This is a genomic window from Polynucleobacter sinensis (assembly GCF_001595985.1).
In the GTDB taxonomy this organism is placed as follows: Bacteria; Pseudomonadota; Gammaproteobacteria; order Burkholderiales; family Burkholderiaceae; genus Polynucleobacter; species Polynucleobacter sinensis.
This window is the reverse complement of record NZ_LOJJ01000005.1, coordinates 106,880-131,374: the sequence shown is the minus strand read 5'-3', so window position 1 is coordinate 131,374 and position 24,495 is coordinate 106,880. Positions and strand designations below refer to the sequence as shown.

Annotated in this window: 21 protein-coding genes and 2 tRNA genes; 7 read left to right on the top strand and 16 right to left on the bottom strand. The window is 46.7% G+C overall.

Features of this window, described 5'->3' with window-relative positions:
- Positions 1-2 precede the first annotated feature (2 nt).
- On the top strand, positions 3-410 hold the full coding sequence (locus tag AOB49_RS07825) for a DUF2924 domain-containing protein (protein ID WP_062309655.1): 408 nt from the start codon (positions 3-5) through the stop codon (positions 408-410).
- Entirely contained in the window at positions 407-2,065 is a 1,659-nt protein-coding gene (locus tag AOB49_RS07820) for a recombinase family protein (RefSeq protein ID WP_062309653.1), read from the top strand. Before AOB49_RS07825 ends, AOB49_RS07820 begins: the two co-directional genes overlap by 4 nt.
- Before the next feature lie 158 nt (positions 2,066-2,223).
- Here the strand turns inward: AOB49_RS07820 and AOB49_RS07815 are convergent.
- The 4 genes from AOB49_RS07815 to AOB49_RS07800 form a co-directional block, all read right to left on the bottom strand.
- Positions 2,224-2,313 (bottom strand) — tRNA-Ser (locus tag AOB49_RS07815).
- A gap of 75 nt (positions 2,314-2,388) precedes the next feature.
- Positions 2,389-3,699, bottom strand: coding sequence for a serine--tRNA ligase (gene serS / locus AOB49_RS07810; RefSeq protein ID WP_062309651.1), 1,311 nt, complete (start codon positions 3,697-3,699; stop codon positions 2,389-2,391).
- Between the two features lie 45 nt (positions 3,700-3,744).
- A complete protein-coding gene (locus tag AOB49_RS07805) occupies positions 3,745-4,488 on the bottom strand; it encodes an outer membrane lipoprotein carrier protein LolA (RefSeq protein WP_245640646.1) in 744 nt (247 codons plus the stop codon).
- Positions 4,460-6,772, bottom strand: a complete 2,313-nt coding sequence (locus tag AOB49_RS07800; RefSeq protein ID WP_062309649.1) for a DNA translocase FtsK — start codon at positions 6,770-6,772, stop codon at positions 4,460-4,462. The genes AOB49_RS07805 and AOB49_RS07800 overlap by 29 nt, the downstream gene beginning before the upstream one ends.
- A gap of 40 nt (positions 6,773-6,812) precedes the next feature.
- On the opposite strand from AOB49_RS07800, the gene trxB reads away from it, so the two are divergent.
- On the top strand, positions 6,813-7,769 hold the full coding sequence (trxB, locus tag AOB49_RS07795) for a thioredoxin-disulfide reductase (protein WP_062309647.1): 957 nt from the start codon (positions 6,813-6,815) through the stop codon (positions 7,767-7,769).
- Positions 7,770-7,878: 109 nt separating this feature from the next.
- Here trxB and AOB49_RS07790 read toward each other — a convergent pair whose 3' ends face one another.
- Positions 7,879-9,936: a sodium-translocating pyrophosphatase gene (locus AOB49_RS07790; protein ID WP_062309645.1), complete on the bottom strand. Its 2,058-nt coding sequence runs from the start codon at positions 9,934-9,936 to the stop codon at positions 7,879-7,881.
- A gap of 171 nt (positions 9,937-10,107) precedes the next feature.
- Here AOB49_RS07790 and ppa point away from each other — a divergent pair, with 171 nt between their 5' ends.
- From ppa to glnK, 3 genes are all read left to right on the top strand, one after another.
- Positions 10,108-10,644 (top strand): inorganic diphosphatase, encoded by a 537-nt coding sequence (ppa, locus tag AOB49_RS07785; protein WP_062309643.1) that lies wholly within the window; start codon positions 10,108-10,110, stop codon positions 10,642-10,644.
- Between the two features lie 32 nt (positions 10,645-10,676).
- On the top strand, positions 10,677-12,293 hold the full coding sequence (locus tag AOB49_RS07780) for an NAD+ synthase (RefSeq protein ID WP_172793416.1): 1,617 nt from the start codon (positions 10,677-10,679) through the stop codon (positions 12,291-12,293).
- A gap of 93 nt (positions 12,294-12,386) precedes the next feature.
- A complete protein-coding gene (gene glnK / locus AOB49_RS07775) occupies positions 12,387-12,725 on the top strand; it encodes a P-II family nitrogen regulator (RefSeq protein WP_062309639.1) in 339 nt (112 codons plus the stop codon).
- Positions 12,726-12,758: 33 nt separating this feature from the next.
- Here the strand turns inward: glnK and AOB49_RS07770 are convergent, their stop codons facing one another.
- Together AOB49_RS07770 and AOB49_RS07765 are read right to left on the bottom strand one after the other, a co-directional pair.
- On the bottom strand, positions 12,759-13,721 hold the full coding sequence (locus tag AOB49_RS07770; protein ID WP_062309637.1) for a helix-turn-helix transcriptional regulator: 963 nt from the start codon (positions 13,719-13,721) through the stop codon (positions 12,759-12,761).
- A gap of 72 nt (positions 13,722-13,793) precedes the next feature.
- Positions 13,794-14,417: a response regulator transcription factor gene (locus tag AOB49_RS07765; RefSeq protein ID WP_062309635.1), complete on the bottom strand. Its 624-nt coding sequence runs from the start codon at positions 14,415-14,417 to the stop codon at positions 13,794-13,796.
- Positions 14,418-14,643: 226 nt separating this feature from the next.
- On the opposite strand from AOB49_RS07765, the gene ilvD reads away from it, so the two are divergent.
- Positions 14,644-16,332 carry a dihydroxy-acid dehydratase gene (gene ilvD, locus AOB49_RS07760; RefSeq protein ID WP_062309633.1) on the top strand — a complete coding sequence of 563 codons (1,689 nt, stop codon included), beginning with the start codon at positions 14,644-14,646 and terminating at the stop codon, positions 16,330-16,332.
- A gap of 92 nt (positions 16,333-16,424) precedes the next feature.
- On the opposite strand, the gene AOB49_RS07755 is transcribed toward ilvD, so the two are convergent.
- The 9 genes from AOB49_RS07755 to AOB49_RS07715 form a co-directional block, all read right to left on the bottom strand.
- Positions 16,425-16,913, bottom strand: coding sequence for a copper chaperone PCu(A)C (locus tag AOB49_RS07755; protein WP_062309631.1), 489 nt, complete (start codon positions 16,911-16,913; stop codon positions 16,425-16,427).
- A gap of 79 nt (positions 16,914-16,992) precedes the next feature.
- Positions 16,993-17,409: a DsrE family protein gene (locus tag AOB49_RS07750; RefSeq protein WP_156471375.1), complete on the bottom strand. Its 417-nt coding sequence runs from the start codon at positions 17,407-17,409 to the stop codon at positions 16,993-16,995.
- 73 nt (positions 17,410-17,482) lie between these two features.
- On the bottom strand, positions 17,483-17,854 hold the full coding sequence (locus AOB49_RS07745) for a DUF2946 family protein (RefSeq protein ID WP_062309627.1): 372 nt from the start codon (positions 17,852-17,854) through the stop codon (positions 17,483-17,485).
- An 86-nt stretch (positions 17,855-17,940) separates the two neighbouring features.
- Positions 17,941-19,440, bottom strand: a complete 1,500-nt coding sequence (locus AOB49_RS07740) for a tripartite tricarboxylate transporter permease (RefSeq protein WP_062309626.1) — start codon at positions 19,438-19,440, stop codon at positions 17,941-17,943.
- Between the two features lie 44 nt (positions 19,441-19,484).
- Positions 19,485-20,012: a tripartite tricarboxylate transporter TctB family protein gene (locus tag AOB49_RS07735; protein WP_082784105.1), complete on the bottom strand. Its 528-nt coding sequence runs from the start codon at positions 20,010-20,012 to the stop codon at positions 19,485-19,487.
- Positions 20,013-20,125: 113 nt separating this feature from the next.
- On the bottom strand, positions 20,126-21,124 hold the full coding sequence (locus tag AOB49_RS07730) for a Bug family tripartite tricarboxylate transporter substrate binding protein (RefSeq protein WP_216634701.1): 999 nt from the start codon (positions 21,122-21,124) through the stop codon (positions 20,126-20,128).
- Between the two features lie 336 nt (positions 21,125-21,460).
- Positions 21,461-21,536, bottom strand: a tRNA-Thr gene (locus AOB49_RS07725).
- Between the two features lie 32 nt (positions 21,537-21,568).
- Positions 21,569-22,045 (bottom strand): cyanophycin metabolism-associated DUF1854 family protein, encoded by a 477-nt coding sequence (locus AOB49_RS07720; RefSeq protein ID WP_062309621.1) that lies wholly within the window; start codon positions 22,043-22,045, stop codon positions 21,569-21,571.
- Complete coding sequence (locus AOB49_RS07715) at positions 22,042-24,381, bottom strand: cyanophycin metabolism-associated ABC transporter (protein ID WP_062309618.1); 2,340 nt, start codon at positions 24,379-24,381, stop codon at positions 22,042-22,044. The genes AOB49_RS07720 and AOB49_RS07715 overlap by 4 nt, the downstream gene beginning before the upstream one ends.
- Positions 24,382-24,495 lie beyond the last annotated feature (114 nt).

Sequence of the window (24,495 nt, the reverse complement as noted above, 5' to 3'; positions counted from 1 at the left end):
CCATGAGCACTCATCTTAAAGATCAACTCCAGGAGCTAGAGAGTTTGACCCGAGATCAATTAGCGGTGCGCTGGCAGCAATGCTTTGGGGTGAGCGCACCCGCCCTCTCTCGCTCAATGCTTTTACGCCAGGCAATCGCCTGGCATCTGCAAACTAAAGCGATTGGCGGCCTTAGTCTTGTGGAGAAACGGCAGATTGCTGCAGGCTCACCCAATAGAAATATTCAAGCGAGTACTGGGTCACGTCTCATTCGGGTATGGCAAAACCAAACCCATCAAGTAACAGTTTTAGAGAGCGGTTATCTCTACGAAAACCAAACTTGGAAAAGCCTGTCAGCTATTGCAAAACATATCACTGGTACAGCTTGGTCTGGACCGGTGTTCTTTGGATTAAAGAAGGCGGGTAGATGAATAAAGTCATCCTGCGCTGCGCCATCTACACTCGTAAATCTTCTGAAGAAGGACTTGAGCAAGGCTTTAACTCCCTCGATGCTCAGAGAGAAGCTTGCGAAGCCTTTATTACCAGTCAGCAACATGAAGGCTGGAAACTCGTTCCTACCTTTTATGATGATGGCGGTTACTCCGGCGGCAATATGGATCGCCCTGCTCTTAAACAACTACTCCAAGATATTGATCAGAAAAAGATCAATGTTGTCGTGGTCTATAAAGTAGATCGCCTAACAAGGTCGCTCGCGGACTTTGCCAAGATCGTGGAGCTGTTTGATGCCAAAGGCATCTCCTTTGTATCAGTTACCCAGCAGTTCAACACCACTTCATCCATGGGAAGACTAACGCTCAATGTGCTCCTGTCCTTTGCCCAGTTTGAACGGGAAGTTACTGGTGAGCGGATCAGAGACAAGATTGCGGCCTCCAAGGCCAAAGGGATGTGGATGGGTGGCACGCCGCACATGGGATATGTGGCGCATGAGCGCACTCTTAAGATTGATGAGGAGCCAGCAAAACTGGTTCGCCACATTTACGAGCGCTACCTAACTTTAGGATCAGTTCGCTTACTCAAACAAGAGTTAGACGAACAAGGCATCACCACCCCCAAACGTTTTGCCAGTACTGAACGTCAGTTTGGCGGTAGACCATTTTCCAGGGGTCATCTTTACAAGGCGCTATCTAACCCTATTTACATTGGCAAGATTACCCATCATGAGAAAACCTATGATGGCCAGCACCCGGCCATTGTTGATCTCCAAACTTGGGATGCGGTTCAATCCTTAATGAAAAGCAATCATCAGGGGGAGCGCAAACGTAAGTCAGCACCATCGGCCAGCTTACTTTTGGGATTGGTTAAAGATGATACTGGTCATCGCTTAGTGCCATCCCACAGTCAAAAGCAAAGTAAGCGCTACCGCTATTACATCTCCGAGCCTTTGAACAAAACTAGTAGGGGCGATGAGCCTGATGGCATTCGGATCCCGGCACCAGAGCTTGAGAGCCTGGTGATTGGTCAACTTGGGGATTGGCTGAGGGATGAAGCATCTATTTTGAAAATACTCAATCCAAAAGCAAATCAAACGCAACAGATCAGTATGGCCATTAAACAATACCAAGAGCTACTTAATCAAGATGGCAAAGAGCGTTATGAGTTTATTCATGATCTAGTAAAGAAGGTGGTGATTTTGAGAGAGGCAATCCAGATCACTATTAACCCCAATGCACTCTTCAAGGGCTTACATCAATCTGTAGAGCCGATTACGATTGAGACCCAAGCCAAGATCGAGCGCTGCGGTATGGCGATGCGATTGATGGTGGGCAATAAAACTGCGCTGCAAATGCCAGATCAAATACTGATCAACTCTATTCGTAAAGCACAGGATTGGTTGGAAAAAATTACTTCAGGAAAGGTTGCGTCGGTAAGTGAGATTGCCATGCAAGAAGGCATAGCAAGCAATGCTGTTACCAGGTTGATCTATCGCGCATTTTTAGCGCCTGACATTGTTCGCTCAATCATGAATGGCACACAACCCGCAACACTTAACTCAGGTCTACTCAAGACAATCGTTCCACTACCTCTGGATTGGGATGAGCAGCGCAAATTGCTTGGCTTCAACTAACCTATCGGTGCTGAAAAAAACTCCCTTTGAGAGAAAGCCAAAATGAGAGGCAAATATCCCGGACATTGGTGCCACAAAGAATCCAAAAACAAAAAAGCCCCGCGTACTGTGGGGCTTGTTCGTTACTCTCTCTGTATTTACAAAATATAGAGACTAGCTGGCGGAGAGGGAGGGATTCGAACCCTCGGTAGGTTTGACCCTACGCCTGATTTCGAGTCAGGTACATTCGACCACTCTGCCACCTCTCCGAACCGAAGACCAATTATAGCTATCGGGTGAATATTTAATTCTCTGAATTACCTGCTTATTGCTAAATTACTCCCCTACAGTGGCTTTAATAACTCTAAGCCACCTAAGTAAGGCTGCAGTGCTTTTGGAATAGCAATGCTGCCATCAGCCTGCTGCTTGTTTTCCAGTAGGGCAACCAATGCTCGACCCACTGCAAGACCTGAACCATTCAAGGTATGAAGTAGTTCTGGCTTACCTTGGCCTGCCTTGAATCTAGCTTGCATGCGTCTTGCTTGGAAATCGCCCATGCTTGAACATGAACTGATCTCGCGGTACGCTTTTTGTGAAGGCACCCAAACCTCTAAGTCATAAGTCTTGGTGCTACCAAAACCCATGTCGCCCGTGCAAAGAAGAACTTTTCTGTAAGGCAATTCAAGCAACTCCAGAATCTTCTCCGCATGCCCCGTTAACTCCTCAAGAGCTTCCATAGAATTTTCTGGTTTGGTGATTTGCACCAACTCAACTTTGTCAAACTGGTGTTGACGAATCATACCGCGCACATCTCGCCCATAACTGCCCGCTTCAGAGCGGAAGCATGGTGTATGCGCAACAAATTTCAGTGGCAAATTATCGGCATTCACGATCTCATCTCTTACCAAGTTGGTTACTGGAACCTCTGCAGTTGGAATGAGATAAAAGTTTTCAATTTTTGCTTCGCCGCCCTCGCCTTCACCACCCATTTGACGAGGCACCTTGAATAAGTCTTCTTCAAATTTTGGCAATTGACCAGTACCACGCATGGAGGCAGCATTAACCATGTAAGGCGCATAGACCTCTTGATAGCCGTGATTGACTGCATGCGTATCAATCATGAATTGCGCCAAAGCACGGTGCAATCGAGCAATCGGCCCCTTAAGCACAACAAAGCGTGAGCCGCTAATTTTGGCTGCCACTTCAAAATCCAAGCCTAGCGGGGCACCAAGGTCGACGTGATCCTTAATCTCAAAATCAAATAGGGGCGCTTCACCCCAACGCTTTACTTCTTTATTCTCGGTTTCATCTTTGCCAACAGGAACAGCCTGGTCAGGGAGATTGGGAATACCCATCAAGAAATCAGAAATCTCCGTCTGAAGTACGGATAATCTTGCCGCACCCGCCTCCATATCGACGTTGATTTGAGAGGCTTCAGCCATTTCAGCCGTAGCATCTTCGCCCTTACCCTTTTTCATACCAATCGCTTTAGCCAGTTGGTTGCGCTTGGCCTGCAACTCTTCGGTGCGAGTTTGTAAAGATTTACGCTCGGACTCTAAGGTATTAAATCGCTCAACATCCAATTGGAATTTGCGAGTGGCTAAACGCGCAGCTACAGCTGCGCTATCTTTACGAAGTAATTGCGGATCAATCATATGTTGCCCAGTTTTTTATATTCAGTTGAATTTAGCCAGTCGACTCTAGTTTAGACGCAAGACTTCAGCGCCAGCTGGCGGATTGAAGGTAAAACGATTGGCTGGCAAATTGATATTGAGCTGGATCTTATCCAATGTGACCAATACCACGCTACCCAAGCCATCTATCAACTCCAAGGCCTTAGGCAAATCATTGGCCATACCAACAGAAATCTTGGTGTATGGCAAGTCATTACCATTTTTTGTATTAGGATTTTTCTTGGGAACCAAAGCAACCCATTTCATACCCAGGCGCTCCTCGCCTTCCACCAAATCAAAATGCTGATCTAAAGAGGTTTCGCCAAATAAGATTGCAGCAGGTGTTGTCGCTAACGCTTGGCCTGCCGATCTAAAAGTTGCTTGATTTAAATCCTTATCCCACAAAATCAATTGCTTGCCATCAGCTATAAGTTTTTGCTCATATGGCTTTTGGGTATCCCAGACAAAACGTCCTGGACGCTGAAATACAAAACGCCCTTGAGTCTGCCGCACCACCTTTAAACCCTTGTCTTGCGGTTCATTTGCTTTGGGCGCACGAAGCTGCTGTTGAACAAACTCGCCTTCAGCAGTTTTAGAGTTACGCACGAATTGGCGCAACTGCTCTGAACCGCTAGCACTCTGGGCAAAAGCAGGACCAGCAAACAATAAGAATGAAGCACCTAAAAGGGTCGCTCTTACTAACAAACTTGATGTGGATAAAAATCGTTGCAAAGCGACCGCCTTACTCTGAAGGACGATGGAGGATTTCACGATTACCGCCATTGCCCATTTTAGAAACGAGCCCCGCCTTCTCCATATCCTCTAGAAGTCGCGCTGCGCGGTTGTAACCAATTCGCAAATGGCGTTGCACCAAAGAAATCGAAGGACGCTTGTTTTCTAAAACAATAGCAACGGCTTGGTCATAGAGTGGATCGGCCTCACCACCACTTTCACCAGTCAATGCATCGATGTTAGATTCATCCGCGCCCTCAAGAACGCCATCGATGTAATTGGCCTCACCCTTCTCTTTAAGCCACTCGACAACGCGATGGACTTCATCATCAGAAACAAAAGCACCATGTACGCGTACCGGCAATCCAGTGCCTGGGGCCATATAGAGCATGTCACCCATACCGAGCAATGCTTCTGCGCCTTGTTGATCAAGAATTGTTCGACTATCAATTTTGCTACTGACTTGGAATGAAATACGAGTTGGTACGTTTGCTTTAATCAGACCAGTAATCACATCCACACTAGGACGCTGTGTTGCCAATACCAAATGAATTCCTGCGGCACGTGCCTTTTGTGCAATACGAGCAATCAATTCTTCGATCTTCTTACCAGAAACCATCATCAAGTCAGCCAACTCGTCGATCACGATCACGATCACTGGCGCTTTATAAATTGGTTCCGGATCATCCGGCGTCAAACTAAACGGATTGGTAAGCTTTTCACCCTTCTCCTCCGCCTCTAGAATCTTTTTATTAAAGCCAGCCAGATTGCGCACGCCAAACTTACTCATCAACTTATAGCGGCGCTCCATCTCATTTACCGCCCAATTGAGGGCGTTATATGCCTGCTTCATATCCGTGACCACTGGACATAAGAGATGAGGAATCTTGTCGTACATCGCCATTTCCAACATCTTCGGATCAATCATGATTAAGCGGACCTCATCTGGCTTCGCTTTGAAGAGAATGGATAAAATCATGGCATTGATACCAACCGACTTACCAGCGCCAGTGGTACCTGCCACCAAACAATGTGGCATCTTCGCTAAATCAGCGACGATTGGGCTACCAGAAATATCTTTACCCAAAGATAGGGTGAGATTGGAATGACTATCGTTATAAACCTGTGAACTCAAAATCTCAGAGAGATAAACCGATTGACGGGTTGGGTTTGGTAACTCCAAAGCCATACAAGTCTTGCCGGGAATGGTTTCCACGACACGCATGCTAACCACTCCTAAAGAGCGAGCCAAGTCACGCGAGAGATTGACAATCTGACTACCCTTCACGCCCACCGCAGGATCAATCTCGTAACGCGTAACGACCGGACCAGGATAAGCGGCAATTACCTTCACCTCTACGCCAAATTCCGCCAACTTACGCTCGATTAGACGAGAGGTAAATTCCAAGACATCTGCAGAGATAGTTTCCTTTGCCTCTGGTACAGGATCGAGCAAGGCCAATGGAGGCAACTCTGAGTCAGGAATATCCACAAACAAGGGTTGTTGCTTTTCACGCTCCACTCGAGCGCTTTTGGGAATCTCTACTGGAGCACGAACAATCTGAATGGGTTTAGCAATTTCTACGCGACCACGGAACTCCTCTACAAATTCTTCACGCTCTTCTGCGGCAACCTCACCGAGCTTGCGATCCTCTTCGCTATCGCGACGCTCACGCAAACGCTGATAAGCCAACTCCAAAGACCGTCCAACCTTTTCTGCAACATCCAACCAGGAAAAATGCAGAAATAAAGACAGGCCAGCACAAAGACCGAATAACAAAACCAGGGTAGAACCAGTAAACCCTAGACTCATCTGTAGCGGGTCGCCAATCAACTCCCCCAAAATGCCACCAGGAGGCCTAGGAAGCTCCCAGGTAAGAGAATGCAGGCGAATGGACTCAAGACCCATGCTGCAAACCAAAGTCAAACCAAAGCCCAACCAACGCATTAATAAAGAATCTGGCTTGGCATCAGGATTAGGGGGCAAAGGGATGCTCCAAAGCTCTCGCCACCCACTCAAAACACGGCGCCCAAACAAAACAACCCACCAAAATGCAGAAATACCGAAGATATAGAGCAATAAATCAGCCAAATAGGCGCCAAAACGGCCACCTAAGTTCTTAGGATCCTCAAAACTGGCATGGGACCAGGCCGGATCAGCCTTGGAATAGGTCAGCAGAATCGCAAATAAACCCAGGCAAAGGCCACAGGAAATGAACCAGCGGGCCTCCAGCAGTAGGCGAGGCATCCTGCCCTGCCCTGGATTCTCAGACGGCTGGGGATCGGAAGGGGTTTTAGACTTTGGATATGAGGATCTTGCCATGTTCCACCGATTGTAAACAAGCAATCCTATAATTTGGGGTATGACTACAAATACCCCAAAACACTCCAAAGTCCTCATTCTGGGTTCAGGCCCTGCCGGTTACACCGCTGCGGTATATGCAGCCCGCGCTAATTTGAACCCAACCTTGATTACTGGCCTGGCCCAAGGCGGCCAATTAATGACCACGACTGACGTCGAAAACTGGCCAGCCGATGCCGATGGCGTCCAAGGACCAGAACTGATGGATCGCTTTTTAAAGCATGCTGAGCGATTCAATACCAATATCATTTTTGACCATATTCACACCGCTGCACTGACAGAAAAACCCATCCGACTTGTAGGCGATTCAGGTACATACACCTGCGATGCGCTCATTATTTGTACAGGAGCATCTGCCCAATACATTGGTCTACCAAGTGAAGAGGCATTCATGGGGCGTGGTGTTTCTGGATGCGCCACTTGCGATGGCTTCTTCTATCGCAATCAAGACGTTTGCGTAGTCGGCGGCGGCAACACGGCAGTTGAAGAAGCGCTCTACCTCACTGGTATCGCTAAAAAAGTGACTGTGATTCATCGTCGCGATAAATTCCGCGCAGAACCAATTTTGAACGACCGCTTAATGGCTAAAGTTGCTGAAGGCAAAGTAGAGCTCAAACTCAACTCCACTCTAGACGAAGTACTTGGCGATGAAAAAGGAGTGACAGGTGTACGTATTAAAAAACACGATGGCAGCACTGAAGATATTGCTGTGACTGGCGCCTTTATTGCGATTGGACACAAGCCCAATACCGAGCTATTCGTAGGACAGTTGGATATGAATAATGGTTACATCAAGACGCATTCAGGATTAGAGGGCAACGCCACTGCTACTAATATTCCTGGCGTTTTTGCAGCGGGCGATGTGCAAGATCATATTTATCGCCAAGCCATCACCAGTGCTGGGACAGGCTGTATGGCGGCATTAGATGCGCAACGCTATTTAGAGTCTTTGGATTGATGTCACTTTAATCCTCTAAAAATTTGAGGGTGAAAAAGAAAAATGCCTAGCAACTGCTAGGCATTTTTTATTACCAGCACCACAAACTCAGTGATGCTTCAAACCAATATCAACCCGCTAAGGGCAACAATGGCACGATCAAGAGCGCCACAATATTAATAATCTTGATCAATGGGTTTACGGCCGGGCCAGCCGTATCCTTATAGGGATCGCCCACGGTATCTCCAGTTACAGCTGCTTTATGCGCCTCAGAACCTTTGCCGCCGAAGTTACCCTCTTCGATATATTTCTTGGCATTGTCCCAAGCACCTCCGCCTGTACACATAGAAATTGCGACAAATAGGCCAGTAATAATCGTACCCATGAGTAGGCCACCCAAAGCAGCGGGGCCTAAAATCAAGCCTACCAAAATTGGTGCGACAACTGGCAACAGTGAAGGCACGATCATTTCCTTAATTGCAGCAGAGGTCAACATATCAACTGCTTTGCCGTACTCAGGTTTTGCTGTGCCTTCCATAATTCCAGGGATGTCTCTGAACTGACGGCGCACCTCTTCTACCACTGCACCAGCACAGCGACCAACCGCTTCCATTGCCATCGCACCAAACAGGTAAGGAATCATGCCACCAATAAATAGGCCAATAATCACCATGTGATTGGAGAGATCAAAGGACACTTGCTGTCCAATGGATTCGAGGGCGTGCGTGTAATCGGCAAAAAGCACTAAAGCAGCCAACCCCGCGGAACCAATTGCATAACCCTTAGTCACCGCCTTGGTTGTATTGCCAACCGCATCTAATGGATCAGTAATATCACGAACTGCTTGTGGCAATCCAGCCATCTCAGCAATACCACCAGCGTTATCAGTAATTGGACCGTAGGCATCAAGCGCCACGACAATTCCCGCCATCGAGAGCATGGCAGTTGCGGCAATCGCAATTCCATAAATACCAGCAAGCCAATAGGCGGCATAGATTGCCGCACATACAAATAGCACTGGATAGGCTGTTGACTTCATTGAGATACCAAGACCGGCAATGATATTGGTTCCATGACCTTTAGTAGAGGCTTCAGCGATGTGCTGCACAGGCTTAAACTGCGTGCCAGTGTAGTACTCAGTGATCCAGACCAAGGCCGCAGTCAATACCAGACCAACGACGGTGGCACCAAATAATCGCCACTGACTTCCCGCAACTCCTAATGCATCGTCAGGCATCATCCAATTCGTCACAAAATAAAAAGCGACTAGAGAAAGTCCACCAGCAACGATTAAACCTTTATATAAGGCAGGCATCACATTCTTCATGCCTGGGGTCGCTTTTACAAACGAGCAACCCACAATCGAGGCAATAATTGACACTCCACCCAGCACAAGCGGATAGACAATTGCAGCTACTGGAGCGCCCGTCACCATTAAAGCGCCAAGCACCATAGTCGCAATCAATGTGACTGCATAGGTTTCAAATAAATCCGCTGCCATACCAGCACAGTCCCCAACGTTATCGCCAACGTTGTCTGCAATCACCGCTGGATTACGGGGATCATCCTCTGGAATGCCTGCTTCAACCTTACCGACTAAGTCGGCACCAACGTCTGCCCCCTTAGTAAAGATACCGCCGCCCAAGCGCGCAAAAATAGAAATTAATGAAGATCCAAATGCCAATCCAATTAATGGATGCAAAACCGATGAGAGGTCTTGCCCCACTCCGATTGAAACCAAAAACATAAAGAAAAGTCCAACCCCAAGCAAACCGAGACCGACTACCAACATGCCTGTAATCGCGCCTCCTTTAAAGGCGACATTTAACGCCTCATTCATTCCCTTGGTGGCCGCCTCTGCTGTTCGCACATTTGCTCGAACAGAAACATTCATACCAATAAACCCACATGCCCCAGAAAGCACTGCGCCAATCACAAATCCAATTGCAGTTGCGAAATCCAAAAAGAGCGCAATCAGGATCGTTAAGAGCACCCCAACAATCGCGATAGTTTTGTACTGCCGGGACAGGTAGGCTGCCGCACCCTGCTGAATGGCTTCGGCAATTTCTTGCATTTTGACGTTGCCAGTACTCTGCCTCAAAATCCAGCTGCGCATCACAAAACCATAAATTACGGCCAGGACACCGCAAGCCAAGGCAAAATACAAGCCTAAAGTGACATTACTCATGCTTGAACTCCCTAAAATTTGATTTTTATTATTTTGTTTCTGGCGCCTACTCGGATCCACTTTCTGAAAGCTATAAACTAGAGCCTATAAGCAATGTCAGTATGTAACAGAATTAAAGCCCTGTACCTTAAATAAGATCAGGGTAATTACTAACCCCTATTTGGAGCATGTATGAGTCTCGACAATGTCAAACCAGGCAAAAAAATCCCCGAAAGCTTTAATGTCATCATTGAAATTCCAATGAATGCGGATCCAATCAAGTATGAAGTGGATAAAGAAAGTGGCGCGATTTTTGTTGATCGCTTCATGGGTACTGCAATGCACTACCCATGCAACTATGGCTATATCAACAAAACCATTGCTGGTGATGGCGACCCTGTTGACGTTCTCGTGATTACCCCATTCCCTCTGATTCCAGGTGTTGTAGTGAGCTGCCGCGCCATTGGTATTTTGCAGATGGAAGATGAGGCTGGGCAAGACGCTAAATTATTAGCCGTACCTGAAGATAAGATTTTGCCGATCTATACCCACTGGCAAAAACCAGAAGACATCAATCCATTGCGCTTGAATCAAATCCAACACTTCTTTGAGCACTACAAGGATCTTGAAAAAGGCAAGTGGGTAAAAGTTAAAGGTTGGGGTGGTGTTGCTGATGCCCATAAAGAAATTCTTGAAGGTATCGATCGCTACAACAAAGAGAATCAATAATTTTGCATAAGGCTTTGTGAATCGGAGTGAGCATGCAGAAAATCGCCCTAGCCCAAATCAATCCATTATTGGGTGATTTGGCTGGCAATGCCCAACTCATTCATAAAGCCGCTGCTGACGCCTACTCTCAAGGCAGCAAACTCGTAGTCAGTCCCGAGCTCTCGCTCACTGGCTACCCCCCAGAAGACTTACTACTGCGCCCAGCTTTTATTCAGGCGGCCCAGCAACAGCTGGAGCTGTTGACGCAAGCCCTGTCGCAATACCAAGACCTTACCGTAGTGGTAGGTCATCCCAAACAAACAGCAGCCGGCTTGCAAAACTACGCCTCCGTACTTCGTAATGGCAAAGTGATTGCGGGTTACGCCAAACAAGAGCTGCCCAATCATGAAGTATTTGATGAGGTGCGCTACTTTGTCCCCGGAAATAAACCCTGCGTATTTGAATGTGAAGGCATTCGATATGGATTGCTACTGTGCGAGGATGCATGGCATACCGAACCAGCGCAGCAAGCTCATACTGCTGGTGCGCAAATACTACTGTCTCTCAACGCCTCTCCGTATCATCTGCAAAAAGAATCTTTACGTATTGAGATTCTTCGCAAGCATGTGAGCTCTTTGAGCATGTCGTTGGTTTACGTCAATGCCGTAGGCGGGCAAGATGAATTGGTATTTGATGGCGGATCTTTCGCGCTCAATAGCACCGGCGAGGTGGTGATGTCGATGCCTCAATTTGAGACTGGACTTGGATATGTCACCATCGATCGAAGTGGCAACTTAGAGACAAGTTCTTCTATCGTAACGCCTCCAAGCGTTGAGGCTCAAGCCTATCAGGCGCTAGTTTTAGGTGTTCGAGACTACGTACAAAAAAATCGATTTCCCGGTGTCATCATCGGGCTTTCTGGCGGCGTTGATTCAGCGCTGGTACTGGCAATTGCAGTAGATGCTCTGGGCGCTGATAAGGTGCGCGCAGTCATGATGCCGTCTCGCTATACCGCCGACATATCCTGGATTGATGCACGAGAGATGGCCCAGAACCTGCATGTCCAGTACGACGAGATAGCCATTAGCGAACCGGTGGATGCTCTTGAAAAAGCCTTGGCCGAGCAATTTAAGGGTTTAAAAGTGGATGCTACTGAAGAAAATATTCAGGCGCGGGTCCGTGGCACCCTACTCATGGCGCTATCTAATAAAACAGGTCGCCTTGTTCTTACTACAGGAAATAAAAGTGAGATGGCAGTAGGCTACTGCACACTCTACGGTGATATGGCTGGTGGATTTGCCGTCATCAAAGATATTGCCAAAACCTTGGTATACCGACTGTGCGCCTACCGTAACGGTATTGAACCCATCATTCCGGAGCGCATCTTGACACGCGCCCCTTCTGCAGAGCTACGCCCGGACCAAACTGATCAGGATAGCTTGCCGTCCTATGAAGTTCTCGATGGCATCGTAGAGCGCTATATGGAACAAAATCAGTCCATCGCTGAAATTATTGCTGCTGGCTTTGATTCCGAGAGCGTAGAAAAAGTGACTTGGTTAATTAAATTAAATGAATACAAACGTCGTCAGTCACCCCCAGGAATTAAAGTAACCACTCGAGCATTCGGACGGGATTGGCGCTATCCAATTACCTCGCAATTTAGAGCCTAAACACGCCATACAGGTTGATAAGATCAACTTAAGAACCGACTTTCAAGCATTCAATTTCAGTTCTAGGTATGATTACTGTATTAAGGGGAATATATGAAGCTAATCACATCAATTATTAAACCATTCAAGCTCGACGAAGTACGTGAAGCCTTGGCAGAGGTTGGCGTAACAGGACTTACCGTTACCGAAGTCAAAGGATTTGGTCGTCAAAAAGGACATACCGAACTTTATCGGGGCGCCGAGTATGTAGTCGATTTCTTACCGAAGGTAAAAGTAGAGGTTGTTGTAGCGGATGAGCGAGTAGAAGCGGTCATCGAGGCAATTACCAAGGCCGCCCGCACAGGCAAGATTGGCGATGGCAAGATTTTCATCAGCCCAATTGAGCAAGCCATTCGAATTCGCACAGGCGAAACAAACGACTCAGCAGTTTAAGCAGTCCCCATAAGAATGCGCTAAGCCCCAGGCTTAGCGTAGCTGAGAATCTGTACGCTCAACTCCTGGAGCAACAAGCTCTGCAGGCTCCAGAATAATTGTCTTGCTATTGAGATTGGCTACTCGTACTTTTGCACCCTGGAAAAATACATCCACTTGAGTTACGCCGGGCGTCAACACTTTGAAGGGTGGCCTGCCATAAAAAGATGTCCCTACACCAGGTTCGATTGACTTATTTTGTATCTTGCCGGAGCCATCAATGACGCAAACAACCTGCTTTGACTTGGATTGCACATAAACCATATCTGCAGGCTTACGCGGCTCTACTGGTTTATAAGAAATAATAGCTTCTTCGGCAGGACAGGCGCCTGCAGTGTCCGCAACTGGTGTAGCAGCAACTACAGTCGATGCAGTTGAGGCAGTGGTAGGTGCAGGTGCAACCTCAACAGGAACTACTGCCGGCACTGGGGCGGGCTCAACTAACTCTTCTTTAATCACCACTACTTCTTGTGGCTTGTCTGCAAAAAATAATGGTTGCAAGTTAACTATTGAGAAAACGAGTGCGGCCGCAACACTGAGACCTAAAAATAATTTCTTTTGTGAGCCAGTCTTTGCAGCAGTAGATGCAGGTACCTGAGAAATTTCTTGTACGGGTCCCTTGTTTGCAGGAGACACTTTCTCTTTAGCTGGCGTTTTTGGCGGTTCAGCTTTGCTCACCTCTTTAGCAGACTCAAGCCCTTGAGGTTCTGGCTTGACAACACCACCCTCAAACGCATCTTCATCACTTAAGTCTAATAATTTTGCAACTTTCTTTGCAGCGGTAAATTTAATCTGCGCGCCATAAAAAGAGCTTGTCTCACCATTTTCAATTTGCTCTATTTGGCGGGTAGACAAACACGCCATTCCACCGAGTTCCTTAGTACTTAGACCAAGCTTCTCTCTTGCCTTAATAAAGGCATCCTTGCGAATCTCAGGGAGCTTGGTGTAAGTATTCAATGGGTGCCTCTAATACTAATCTTCGTAATCTTAACGGCAAAACAACATTATTGAAACTAGCCTCAGAGCTAGTTATTTTGGTAAATTTTCTAAATCGGACTCTAGGTACTTAACTACTAGAGACTGAACAGATTCAGCATGCATCTTATCCATCACTCTAGCCTTGTGTACTTTGATAGTTGCATCAGTGGTTCCGAGCTTAACAGCAATATCTTTATTTAAAAGCCCCTTCACAAGCCAAAAGCAGACCTCTTTCTCTCTAGGAGTTAGGGTGGCGTAGTCTTTTTTAATTTCTACCTCTTTTGAGATGCGCCTTAATTGGCGCCGATCAAACTCGACGGCCTCAGCTACTGCCTTTAATAGGTCTTCCAAATTAAATGGTTTAAAGAGAAAGTCCAGAGCCCCTTTCTTCAGCCCCCTCACAATTTGATGGGGATGGCTTTGACCGCTTACAAACACGATCGGGGTTTTGCGCCCTAATTGCAGTAACTTTTCCTGAAGATCAAGACCAGTCATATCAGGCATTTGCATGTCTAGCAAAATTACTGCTGGAGACACTGGCAGTGAAAGCTCTAAAAATGTCAGCGCTGAAGAAAAGTCTTCAACGATATAACCCACTTCCCTCAGCATTCTGCTTAAGGAAATTCGCATTGACTCATCGTCATCGATTAGGTAGATATGGCCAGCTTTAGTCATTGAATTTGAAGGAAAAAGTGATAGATGCACAATGTACTGCAGCTTCTTTTAGAAGGATATTAGCCTTTAAGCTAATAAGTGAGCATAAACAACAAATACAATAGAGCAAACAGGCTTTAGCTGGCGAGCTAATAAATGGGCTGGGGGCATCAAAACCCCTGCATCTCTTGTTATCTCACGGCACAATAGAGCTTTTCGACAAATTCTTTTCTGGAGTCATATCAGCATGAAACGCCTTAACGAACGCTCACGCAACGTCACCGAAGGGGTTGCCCGCGCTCCCAATCGCTCAATGTATTACGCAATGGGCTACCAAGAGAAGGATTTTGTGAAGCCAATGGTTGGCGTGGCTAACGGACATTCCACTATCACCCCCTGCAACAGCGGTTTGCAAAAACTGGCTGATGCAGCAGTAGCCGCTCTGGAAGAGGCTGGTGCAAAGGCGCAAATGTTTGGCACCCCTACTGTCTCTGATGGTATCGGCATGGGTACTGAGGGTATGAAATACTCCCTCATCTCACGCGAGGTGATTGCTGACAGTATCGAAACTTGCGTCAATGGCTTATGGCAAGACGGTGTTGTAGTGATTGGTGGTTGCGACAAGAACATGCCAGGTGGCATGATGGCAATGGCACGAACCAATGTACCAAGCATTTACGTTTATGGCGGAACGATTAAGCCAGGACATTTCAAAGGCAAGGATCTGAATATTGTTTCTGCATTTGAAGCTGTTGGTGAATTCACATCAGGCCGCATGAGCGAATCAGACCTTAAGGGTGTGGAACAGCACGCTTGCCCAGGGAGTGGCTCTTGCGGCGGCATGTATACCGCAAACACCATGAGCTCTTCTTTTGAGGCCCTTGGCATGAGCCTTCCTTACTCTTCCACTATGGCGAATGAGGATGCTGAGAAGGTTGCTAGCGCACATGAATCGGCCATAGTACTGGTTGAGGCAATCAAGAAAAATTTACGTCCACGCGACATCATTACCAAAAAATCAATAGAGAACGCAGTGAGCGTGATCATGGCTGTTGGCGGCTCCACAAACGCTGTTCTACATTACTTAGCAATTACCAGCGCTGCTGAAATCGATTGGACAATTGATGACTTCGAACGCATTCGCAAACGCGTCCCCGTGATCGTCGACATGAAGCCTTCTGGACAATATTTGGCAACCGATTTACATCAGGCCGGCGGTATTCCGCAAGTCATGAAGATCTTGCTTGATGGCGGACTCTTGCATGGTGACTGTATGACCATCACTGGAAAAACCATCGCAGAAACATTAAAAGATGTGCCATCGGTACCGCGCGCCGATCAGAAGGTAATTCGGACTTTAGATAATCCGCTTTACAAACAAGGTCACCTGGCTATCTTGAAGGGCAATATCTCTCCAGAGGGTTGTGTTGCCAAAATTACCGGTCTTAAGAATCCTTCGATTACTGGCCCAGCTCGCGTATTTGACTCTGAAGATGATGCAATGGCTGCAATCATGGCGCAAAAGATCAAAGACGGTGACGTGATGGTGATTCGTTACGAAGGCCCTAAAGGTGGTCCTGGCATGCGTGAGATGCTTGCCCCTACCTCGGCTCTAGTTGGTCAAGGATTGGGTGAGACGGTTGGCCTGATCACTGATGGACGCTTCTCTGGCGGCACTTGGGGGATGGTGGTTGGTCACGTTGCGCCGGAAGCCTATGTTGGTGGCACGATTGCTTTAATTGAGGAGGGTGACTCCATCACGATTGATGCACACAAGCTACTCATTCAACTGAACGTTAGTGATGAAGAAATTGCGAAACGTCGCGCAGCATGGAAGCAACCCAAACCGCGCTATACCCGCGGCTTACTCGCCAAATATGCTCACCTCGCAAGTACAGCAAGTAAAGGCGCGGTCACCGATCTCAATTTGGATTAAGCATAAACAATCATTCCAAAGCATCAAAACAAAAGCCCCTAGGTAAAACTAGGGGCTTTTTAATATCTAAGCTAATTAAATTAAGGGATAGCTTAGTGCTTCATGGCCCCACTATGAGCAGCGCCAGGGTTACCCATAGCATTGACAGGCAGCCTCACTTCCACTTCCCCTGCTTTAGCAAACTTGAGTTTGACTGGAACAGTCTCGCCAGCAGTCAATGGCGCTTTGAGATTCATCAACATTAAATGCAAACCGCCCGGCTTTAATTCAACAGCCCCGCCTGCAGGCACCGGAATATCTTTGACTTGACGCATCTTCATGACATTACCTTCCATGGCCATCTCATGCAATTGCACTTCACCAGCAACTGGAGAGCTAGCAGACACGAGTTGATCGGTGGCGCCCTTGTTTTCAATCTTCATAAAACCGCCAGCCACTTGCTGGCCTGGGACGGTAGCGCGGGTATATGCGTTTTCAATTTGGACACTACCTACCTTAGCGTTTTGCGCATTTCCGGTAGCCGTCAAACCAAAACCCATAGCAGCAAGCAATAATGCACTTAATAATGTATTGCGTTTCATTCGTACATCCTCCTAGTTAACCTTAAGCCCCGAGATGGCTCTCGAGTTGTTTTTCAAATTTCGTGAAATCAATCCCACCCTACCAACTCATTGTCTTAGTGCCATCCTTAAATAAGGCTTCACCAGTAATCTGAGGCCCGCCTAACTTTACCCCAGCTATCAGGTCAGACTCCATATAGCCCGCCTGCTTCAAGCATATTGGGCACATGATGACCAAAGCACCACTAGAAATAAGTCCTGATAAGGCTTGTTGTTGATCGGCAAACTTTGTAGATCCAGCCTTCACACCCATCATCACCGCCTTGTCATTCAAAAAAATAGTCAGTGGGTGTCCGGCAGAAGAATGATGCTTGCCAAAGTTAATCGCCATTGAAGCACGGGCCGGCTCATCAGTTGAAAGATTAATAAAGAGTGGATCATTGGCAGCAGAGAATACCAATGATGAAGTTGTAAGCGCTAATACCAAGGTCATTACCTTGAATAATTTTATGAACACAATAATTCCCCATCAAATTTCAGCAACAAAAATTGCTCAATACACGACCGTAAGCCGTGACCTAAAAAATGTTTCAGGTTTTACGAGGGGGCGCTGCCGAAGGAGGAGTTAACCAAACGGTAAGTAGCTTGGGCGATTGATAAAACAGCTGCGGTAGCAAAGATAATGTTTGCGGTGCTTCAAAAGTAAGATTGGTATCAAATGCAGGGGCAATGCTGACATGAGCCAAGCAAGCTGGGCAGAATTGCGCCTCCAAATCACCAGCTTGGTCGCCGCCTTGAACAATCATTTGCATTGCGACCCCATCAGCCGTACAAATTTCCATCACAAACCCTTGGCCATGCTTTGCTAGCGATACCGCCTGAGATGCTGCTGGCGCAAGAGCACTCATCGCGATTGCCAGAGCTGCAATCCAGTGAATGAGGCGACTTTTATGGAAATTCATAATGAGGATTTTATCGGATTCGCCATTGGGGCATGAAAAAAGGGGGCTTACGCCCCCTTCTCTTGACTCAATTGCCAGTTCTTTGCTTAAGCCGCAGCTGCCTTTTTCTTGCCGATGAACTTGCCAATTAATGGCCAGAACAGCAATACCATTGCAACAGTAGTGATTGCGCCTACCAAGTAGTTGGAGAAGAATACATCCAAGCTACCTTGAGAAATCAACATAGACTGACGGAAAGAGTCTTCCGCACGATCGCCCAATACCAAAGCCAAAACCATTGGAGCCATTGGGTAGTCAAGTTTCTTAAAGATGTAACCAAGCAAGCCAAAACCTAACATCAACCACACATCAAATGTTGCATTGTGAACGGTGTATGCACCAACCGCACAAATCACAATGATGACCGGAGCAATGATTGAGAAGGGAATTCTCAAAATCGAAGCAAACAATGGGACACAAGTTAATACAACAAACAAACCTGCCAAGTTACCCAAGTACATACTAGCGATCAAGCCCCAAACAAAGTCTGGCTTCTCAACGAAGAGCAATGGTCCTGGTTGCAAGCCCCAGATCAACAAACCGCCAAGCAACACAGCAGCTGTTGGTGACCCTGGAATACCTAATGAGAGCATTGGCAACAATGCGGCTGTACCAGCAGCATGCGCTGCAGTTTCTGGAGCAACGATACCCTCCATCTCACCCTTACCAAAATTCTCGCTATTCTTAGAGACACGCTTCGCAACACCGTATGCCATGAAAGATGCTGGAGTTGCACCGCCTGGAGTAATACCCATCCAACAACCAATCAAACAGCTACGGATTGAAGTAGCCCAGTATTTTGGCAACTTCGCCCAAGTCTCAAGAACCACTTGACGGCGAATCTTGGCAGCAGCACCTTGAAATGCAAGACCTTCTTCCATAGACAGGAGAATCTCACCGATACCGAACAGACCAATCACCGCAATCAAGAAGTCAAAGCCGCGCATCAATTCATGGCTACCGAATGTCAAACGCAATTGTCCTGTAACAGTGTCCATACCTACTGCAGCCAAGGCAAAACCTAGCATCATGGCAGAGATGGTCTTGAACGGAGATCCCTTATTCATGCCCACGAAACTACAGAAGGTAAGCAAGTACACCGAGAAAAACTCCGGCGGACCAAATTGCAAAGCAAACTTTGCAACAAGTGGCGCCAAGAAAGTAATCATGACAATTGCAAAGAACGCACCTACAAATGAGGATGTGAACGCTGCAGTTAATGCTTCACCCGCTTTACCGTTACGGGCCATTGGATAACCGTCAAAGGTTGTCGCAACGGACCAGGGCTCGCCCGGGATATTAAACAGAACAGATGTAATCGCACCACCAAACAACGCACCCCAGTAAATACAGGAGAGCATGATGATTGCGGATGTTGGCGGCATAGTAAAAGTGAGTGGCAACAGAATGGCAATTCCGTTAGCACCACCCAAGCCTGGTAACACACCAATAATTACACCAAGAGTTACACCAACTAGCATCAGTAGCAGATTAAAGGGTGTCATTGCAACGGCAAAGCCGCTGAATAGAGCGCTAATTTCTTCCAACTTGAACTCCTTCTTTTCTAATCTTTTTTAATAGTTATTCTTTTTTATTGCACGCCTAGAAACTCGAGTGGATTAATCCATGAGCCATGTGGCAAGGGGACTTGGAACCAATACTCGAACATGAGGTACAGAGTTGCGCTCACACCGACTGCGACTGCAATTGCCTTCCAAACTGGGTACTTACCAAGCCAGACCATAAAGATCGCGATATAAATTACAGAAGACACATAAATACCAATGAGTTGAACGCCGAGTACGAAAACAATGGCTGGCAATAGTACGGCCATCACCTGGTTCAAAGACTCTCTATCAACAAATGATTCTTTTTTCTTTTTTCTATCTACCACTGCCGCTTGATAGAGCGTTACAACACTAGAGAGAATGATGATCAAGCTAATGTAGAACGGAAAGTAACCAGCCTCCGGGCCATCGCTACCCCAACTAGCGCCTAACTTAATACTTCCAGTCATCACCACAAAACCAACGGCGATAAACAAGAGAGCGGTGATGATATCCATCGCTCTTACGCTGATCACGGATTCTTGATTTGAATTATTTGAATGTTCAGACATGTGCTTCGTTCACTAATAAATGGTTAATTAATACTGCTGTGCTTTTAATAATTATTGTTATTGCATTCAAAAAAATAGAGCCCCCACAAAGAGGCTCTATTTCTATCGAGCGATTACTTGGCTAAAAAACCAGCTTCGGCCATTAACTGCTTGTGCAATGCTTCATTCAAGGTCAACCAGTTGTTAAATTCCTTGCCAGTCATGAATGTTTGATTAAATGCGCCATCAGCCATGAATTTCTTCCACTCTGGTGTCTCACGTACTTTTTTGAACACATTGATGTAGTAATCAACTTGCTCTTGAGTAACGCCAGGCGCCATAAAGATGCCACGCAACATCACATAATCCGTTGGCACACCAACCTCTTTGCAGGTTGGAACATCATTCCAAGATTGAGTGGGAGTGATCTTTTCTTTGTAAGGCATACGTGTGTCATCGAATACACACTGTGCACGCAACTTACCAGCACGCCATTGGGCTACAGCTTCAATAGGATTGTTTACAGATGAATCAATGTGGTTACCAACGAGCTGAACTGCAACGTCACCTCCCCCTTTGAATGGCAGGTAAGTGAACTTGGCACCAGTTGCTTTTTCAAGGGCAACGGTAATGATTTGATCCTCTGATTTAGAGCCTGTACCACCCATCTTGAACTTACCTGGGCCAGCTGCTTTAGCAGCCTCGATATATTCTTTTGGAGTCTTGTAAGGCTTATCTGCATTCGTCCACAATACGAACTGATCAAGAGCTAGCATCGCCACTGGGGTAATGTCTTTCCAGTTAAACGGGACGCCAGTTGCTAATGGAGTGGTAAACAAATTAGAGAGTGTGATCACGATCTTATTTGGATCGCCTTTTGCTTCTTTCATTGCCAAGAAGCCTTCAGCGCCGGCGCCAGCACCTTTGTTCACAGGAATGACTGCCTGCTTCATCAAGTTATTCTTAGTAATAATGCCCTGGATCATGCGCGCCATTTGATCGGCACCGCCGCCAGGACCGGCAGGAATAATAAATTCTACCGGCTTAGTTGGCTCCCAGGCAGCAAATGCAGGTGAAACGCCAGCAGCACCGAGGGCTAAAGCGGTGGAAATCAATGCCCCTTTTAACTTCATCTTCATAAAGTAGTCTCCAAGTGGTTTACCAATTTAAATTTGGCTTATCTAATGTGAGTACGATTTTTAAACAAGATAGTCAGACAGAACTTGACTGCCATCAATAAATTCAAAATCGACTTACACGAGCTCCTGAAATCTAGTAGAAACCCTCATAAATCAAGCCAAAGACAATGGTTAGTGTACTTTCATCTGAAGATAAAAACTGCTTTTATGGCATCGAATTCGCACAAGCTATAGGAGAATGAAAAGGTAAAAATAAATTAAGGGTTAACCCTCAATTTTTACTGGGAATCTCCAAAAAAGATGCGCGTCCATTTTGTCAATGAGCAATATTGGTGCCGCTTGCCGGAATCGAACTGGCGACCTTTTCATTACGAATGAACTGCTCTACCAACTGAGCTAAAGCGGCTTGGGGAACGATCGGAACCACACGGTTAAATTTTAGCGGAACCGATCTAAAAGTTTCTTACTGAATTTATCAAGTCGAGTGGCATCTTTAATCAGAAATTGAAGCCCATTAGAGTCTGCAATTAGCAAGGTGTTACCTGCGATCCGACGAATATCTTCCTCCCCTTTTAGGCGAATTCTTGTCGGACCACGATCCGTTTCAATATCCCAAATGCTGGGTGTAGCAAAAGTAGAAACCTGGGTGATTTTTTGTATTACCGGCATAAACTCACGGGTAGCAAGTTCTTCCTCAATCAAGGCGAGCTCTTGAGAAGGTATCAGACTCAGGTCGTCAAACCAACATAATTCCTTGCCAGAAGAATCCATTAAAGAAATCCCGGAGCCTGGTGCTGTAATCGGGAAAGCCCTCACGGGAAATACACCCACATGACGATTGCCTGCGGAATCTATCAAAACCAATGAACCGAATGGGTCACGCTCTAATGAATGTGGCTTCAAGTACATACTCATACCCCGCCTCCAGCCTGCTTCGCCAAAACTTCCAGACGCTCTTCCTCGCCCTCTTCAATACTTTCCCCAATAGCACCACCTTCGACAAGCTCTGCCGCATGGCGTAGCTGCGCTTGATAGAGTGCGTAATAAGCCCCTTGTTTATCCATCAACTCTTCATGAGAACCAATCTCCACAATCTCACCCTTATCCAGCACCACTAGGCGATCAGCCTTTCTTAAGGTTGAGAGGCGATGGGCAATCGCAATCGTAGTGCGACCTTTTACTAAGTTATCCAAGGCGCGTTGAATTTCTTTTTCAGTAGTCGTATCAACCGAAGAGGTGGCCTCGTCCAAAATGAGAATACTTGGATTGATCAGCAAAGCACGCGCAATGGAGATACGCTGACGCTCACCGCCAGAGAGTGATTGACCACGCTCACCCACTAAAGAGTCGTACCCGAGAGGTAAGCGCAGAATAAATTCATGCGCATGCGCAGCGCGCGCCGCTTCGATAATTTCTTCGCGGGTAGCATCTGGTTTGCCATAGGCAATATTTTCAGCAATGGTGCCAAAAAATAAAAATGGCTCTTGCAAAACCAGGCCGATGCATTTGCGATAGTCAGAAATACCAATACTCCGAATATCCCGTCCATCCAAAGTAATAGCGCCAGCGCTGACATCATAGAAGCGGCAAATGAGGTTAACTAAAGTACTTTTACCGGAACCACTGTGACCTACTAAACCGATCATTTCCCCAGGGGCGATATCCAGATCAATTCCCTTAGATACGGCACGGTTGCCATAGCGAAAACCAACGCCACGTAAGGAGATATGGCCTTGAACATTACCCAGAGGAGCGGGGTTAATCGGTTCAGGAACACTAGAGACATGATCCAAAATATCAAAGATGCGTTTAGCCCCAGCAGCCGCCTTCTGAGTATGTGAAACGATACGACTCATAGAATCCAGTCGAATATAAAAACGTCCGATATACGCCAGGAATGCAATCAAGACACCAACCGTTACTTTTTGATGGGCAACTTGCCAAATACCAAACCCCCAAACCACCAATAAACCTGTTTCTGTGAGCAAAGTGACAGTGGGGGAAAATAATCCCCATACTCGATTGACTCGATCGTTGATTTGTAAATTATGTTTGTTGGAGTCGACAAAACGCTTGAGCTCACGCTCCTCTTGCGCAAAGGCTTTCACAACACGAATACCCGGAATCGTGTCGGCCAAGATGTTGGTCACCTCGGACCAAATACGATCAATCTTCTCAAATCCAAAACGCAATTTATCTCGCACCACATGAATCATCCACACAATAAATGGCAGTGGCGCTAAGGTCACTAGAGCCAAGAGTGGATCAATCGACACCAAGATGGCAGCCGTCATGGTGATCATCAACACATCAGTAGCAAAATCGAGCGCATAAAGGGATAGGAAGACGCAGATACGATCTGTCTCTGCACCAATACGAGCGATTAAATCACCAGTTCTTTTTCCGCCAAAGTACTCCAAAGAAAGTTTGAGTAGATGCTCAAAAGTGGTGTTACGTAAATCAGCGCCAATGCGCTCACTCACCAAGGCGAGAAGATAGGTTTTCCACCATCCCAGACCCCAAGCAATGAGAGCCGCACCAAACAAAGCCAAGAGGTACTTAGTCGCCAACTGAAAATCGATGGGATTACCTTTTTCATAAGGAATCAACACATGATCCATCAGGGGCATCGTGAGATATGGCGGAATTAAAGTAGCGCCTGTAGAAAGCAAGGTCAAAACAAAACCAAGTAGAAGCTCTTTTTTATAAGGACGGGCAAAACGCCACAATTTCAATAAAGTCCAGGTTGATGGGGGTGCATCCTCCTCGGGATCGCATACTGGACAAACATCTGACTGGACTGGCTTGGGATTCAAACAGACAGGACAAACGAGTTTGTCGTATTCCGAGAGCTCGGCGAGAGGCTCGCCAATCAAGCCATCCCGCAATAAAACCCTAAAACTACTCTGCAAGCGCAATATTTGAGGGTTTACCGCCAACGTAAAGTACCAAACACGCACAAGCCCGGCTTCCGACTCCAGCTTGAGATGCCCAACCCCCGCATGGTCACCATGCAAGAGCCTAGCCCTAGGGTCAATAGACCAAAACTCAGATTGCCTGCCATCACTCCAAAATAAGCCTGACGGAACAAGACAAAGGATGCTTTTTTCAAATCGCATCGCATCATCAAGATCCAGCTCAACCCATGCCAGTATGGAGTTCCGATCCTGAACCGGGAATTTAGGATCCCCTAAAACGCCATCCCAAAGTCTAGGGAGCGAGGGGGTAGAAGGTGATGTTTCTGGGTTCATGGGTACTAAAAGTATAGTGGAGCTGAATTTTTTAGATTTATTAATGCTGTCAACTTTCAGCACCAGAAAGCCGTTAAATTATTGGAGTAAGCTTTTTTAGGTATTTTTGCTACT

Bases quoted from the DNA above. Each gene is read 5' to 3' on its own strand.
- AOB49_RS07715 (WP_062309618.1), bottom strand. From the start codon at position 24,381: ATGAACCCAGAAACATCACCTTCTACCCCCTCGCTCCCTAGACTTTGG.
- AOB49_RS07720 (WP_062309621.1), bottom strand. From the start codon at position 22,045: ATGAGTATGTACTTGAAGCCACATTCATTAGAGCGTGACCCATTCGGT.
- AOB49_RS07755 (WP_062309631.1), bottom strand. From the start codon at position 16,913: ATGAAACGCAATACATTATTAAGTGCATTATTGCTTGCTGCTATGGGT.
- AOB49_RS07730 (WP_216634701.1), bottom strand. From the start codon at position 21,124: ATGAAGTTAAAAGGGGCATTGATTTCCACCGCTTTAGCCCTCGGTGCT.
- glnK (WP_062309639.1), top strand. From the start codon at position 12,387: ATGAAGCTAATCACATCAATTATTAAACCATTCAAGCTCGACGAAGTA.
- AOB49_RS07820 (WP_062309653.1), top strand. From the start codon at position 407: ATGAATAAAGTCATCCTGCGCTGCGCCATCTACACTCGTAAATCTTCT.
- serS (WP_062309651.1), bottom strand. From the start codon at position 3,699: ATGATTGATCCGCAATTACTTCGTAAAGATAGCGCAGCTGTAGCTGCG.
- AOB49_RS07780 (WP_172793416.1), top strand. From the start codon at position 10,677: ATGCAGAAAATCGCCCTAGCCCAAATCAATCCATTATTGGGTGATTTG.
- AOB49_RS07790 (WP_062309645.1), bottom strand. From the start codon at position 9,936: ATGAGTAATGTCACTTTAGGCTTGTATTTTGCCTTGGCTTGCGGTGTC.
- AOB49_RS07800 (WP_062309649.1), bottom strand. From the start codon at position 6,772: ATGGCAAGATCCTCATATCCAAAGTCTAAAACCCCTTCCGATCCCCAG.
- ppa (WP_062309643.1), top strand. From the start codon at position 10,108: ATGAGTCTCGACAATGTCAAACCAGGCAAAAAAATCCCCGAAAGCTTT.
- AOB49_RS07745 (WP_062309627.1), bottom strand. From the start codon at position 17,854: ATGAATTTCCATAAAAGTCGCCTCATTCACTGGATTGCAGCTCTGGCA.
- AOB49_RS07825 (WP_062309655.1), top strand. From the start codon at position 3: ATGAGCACTCATCTTAAAGATCAACTCCAGGAGCTAGAGAGTTTGACC.
- ilvD (WP_062309633.1), top strand. From the start codon at position 14,644: ATGAAACGCCTTAACGAACGCTCACGCAACGTCACCGAAGGGGTTGCC.
- trxB (WP_062309647.1), top strand. From the start codon at position 6,813: ATGACTACAAATACCCCAAAACACTCCAAAGTCCTCATTCTGGGTTCA.
- AOB49_RS07765 (WP_062309635.1), bottom strand. From the start codon at position 14,417: ATGACTAAAGCTGGCCATATCTACCTAATCGATGACGATGAGTCAATG.
- AOB49_RS07735 (WP_082784105.1), bottom strand. From the start codon at position 20,012: ATGTCTGAACATTCAAATAATTCAAATCAAGAATCCGTGATCAGCGTA.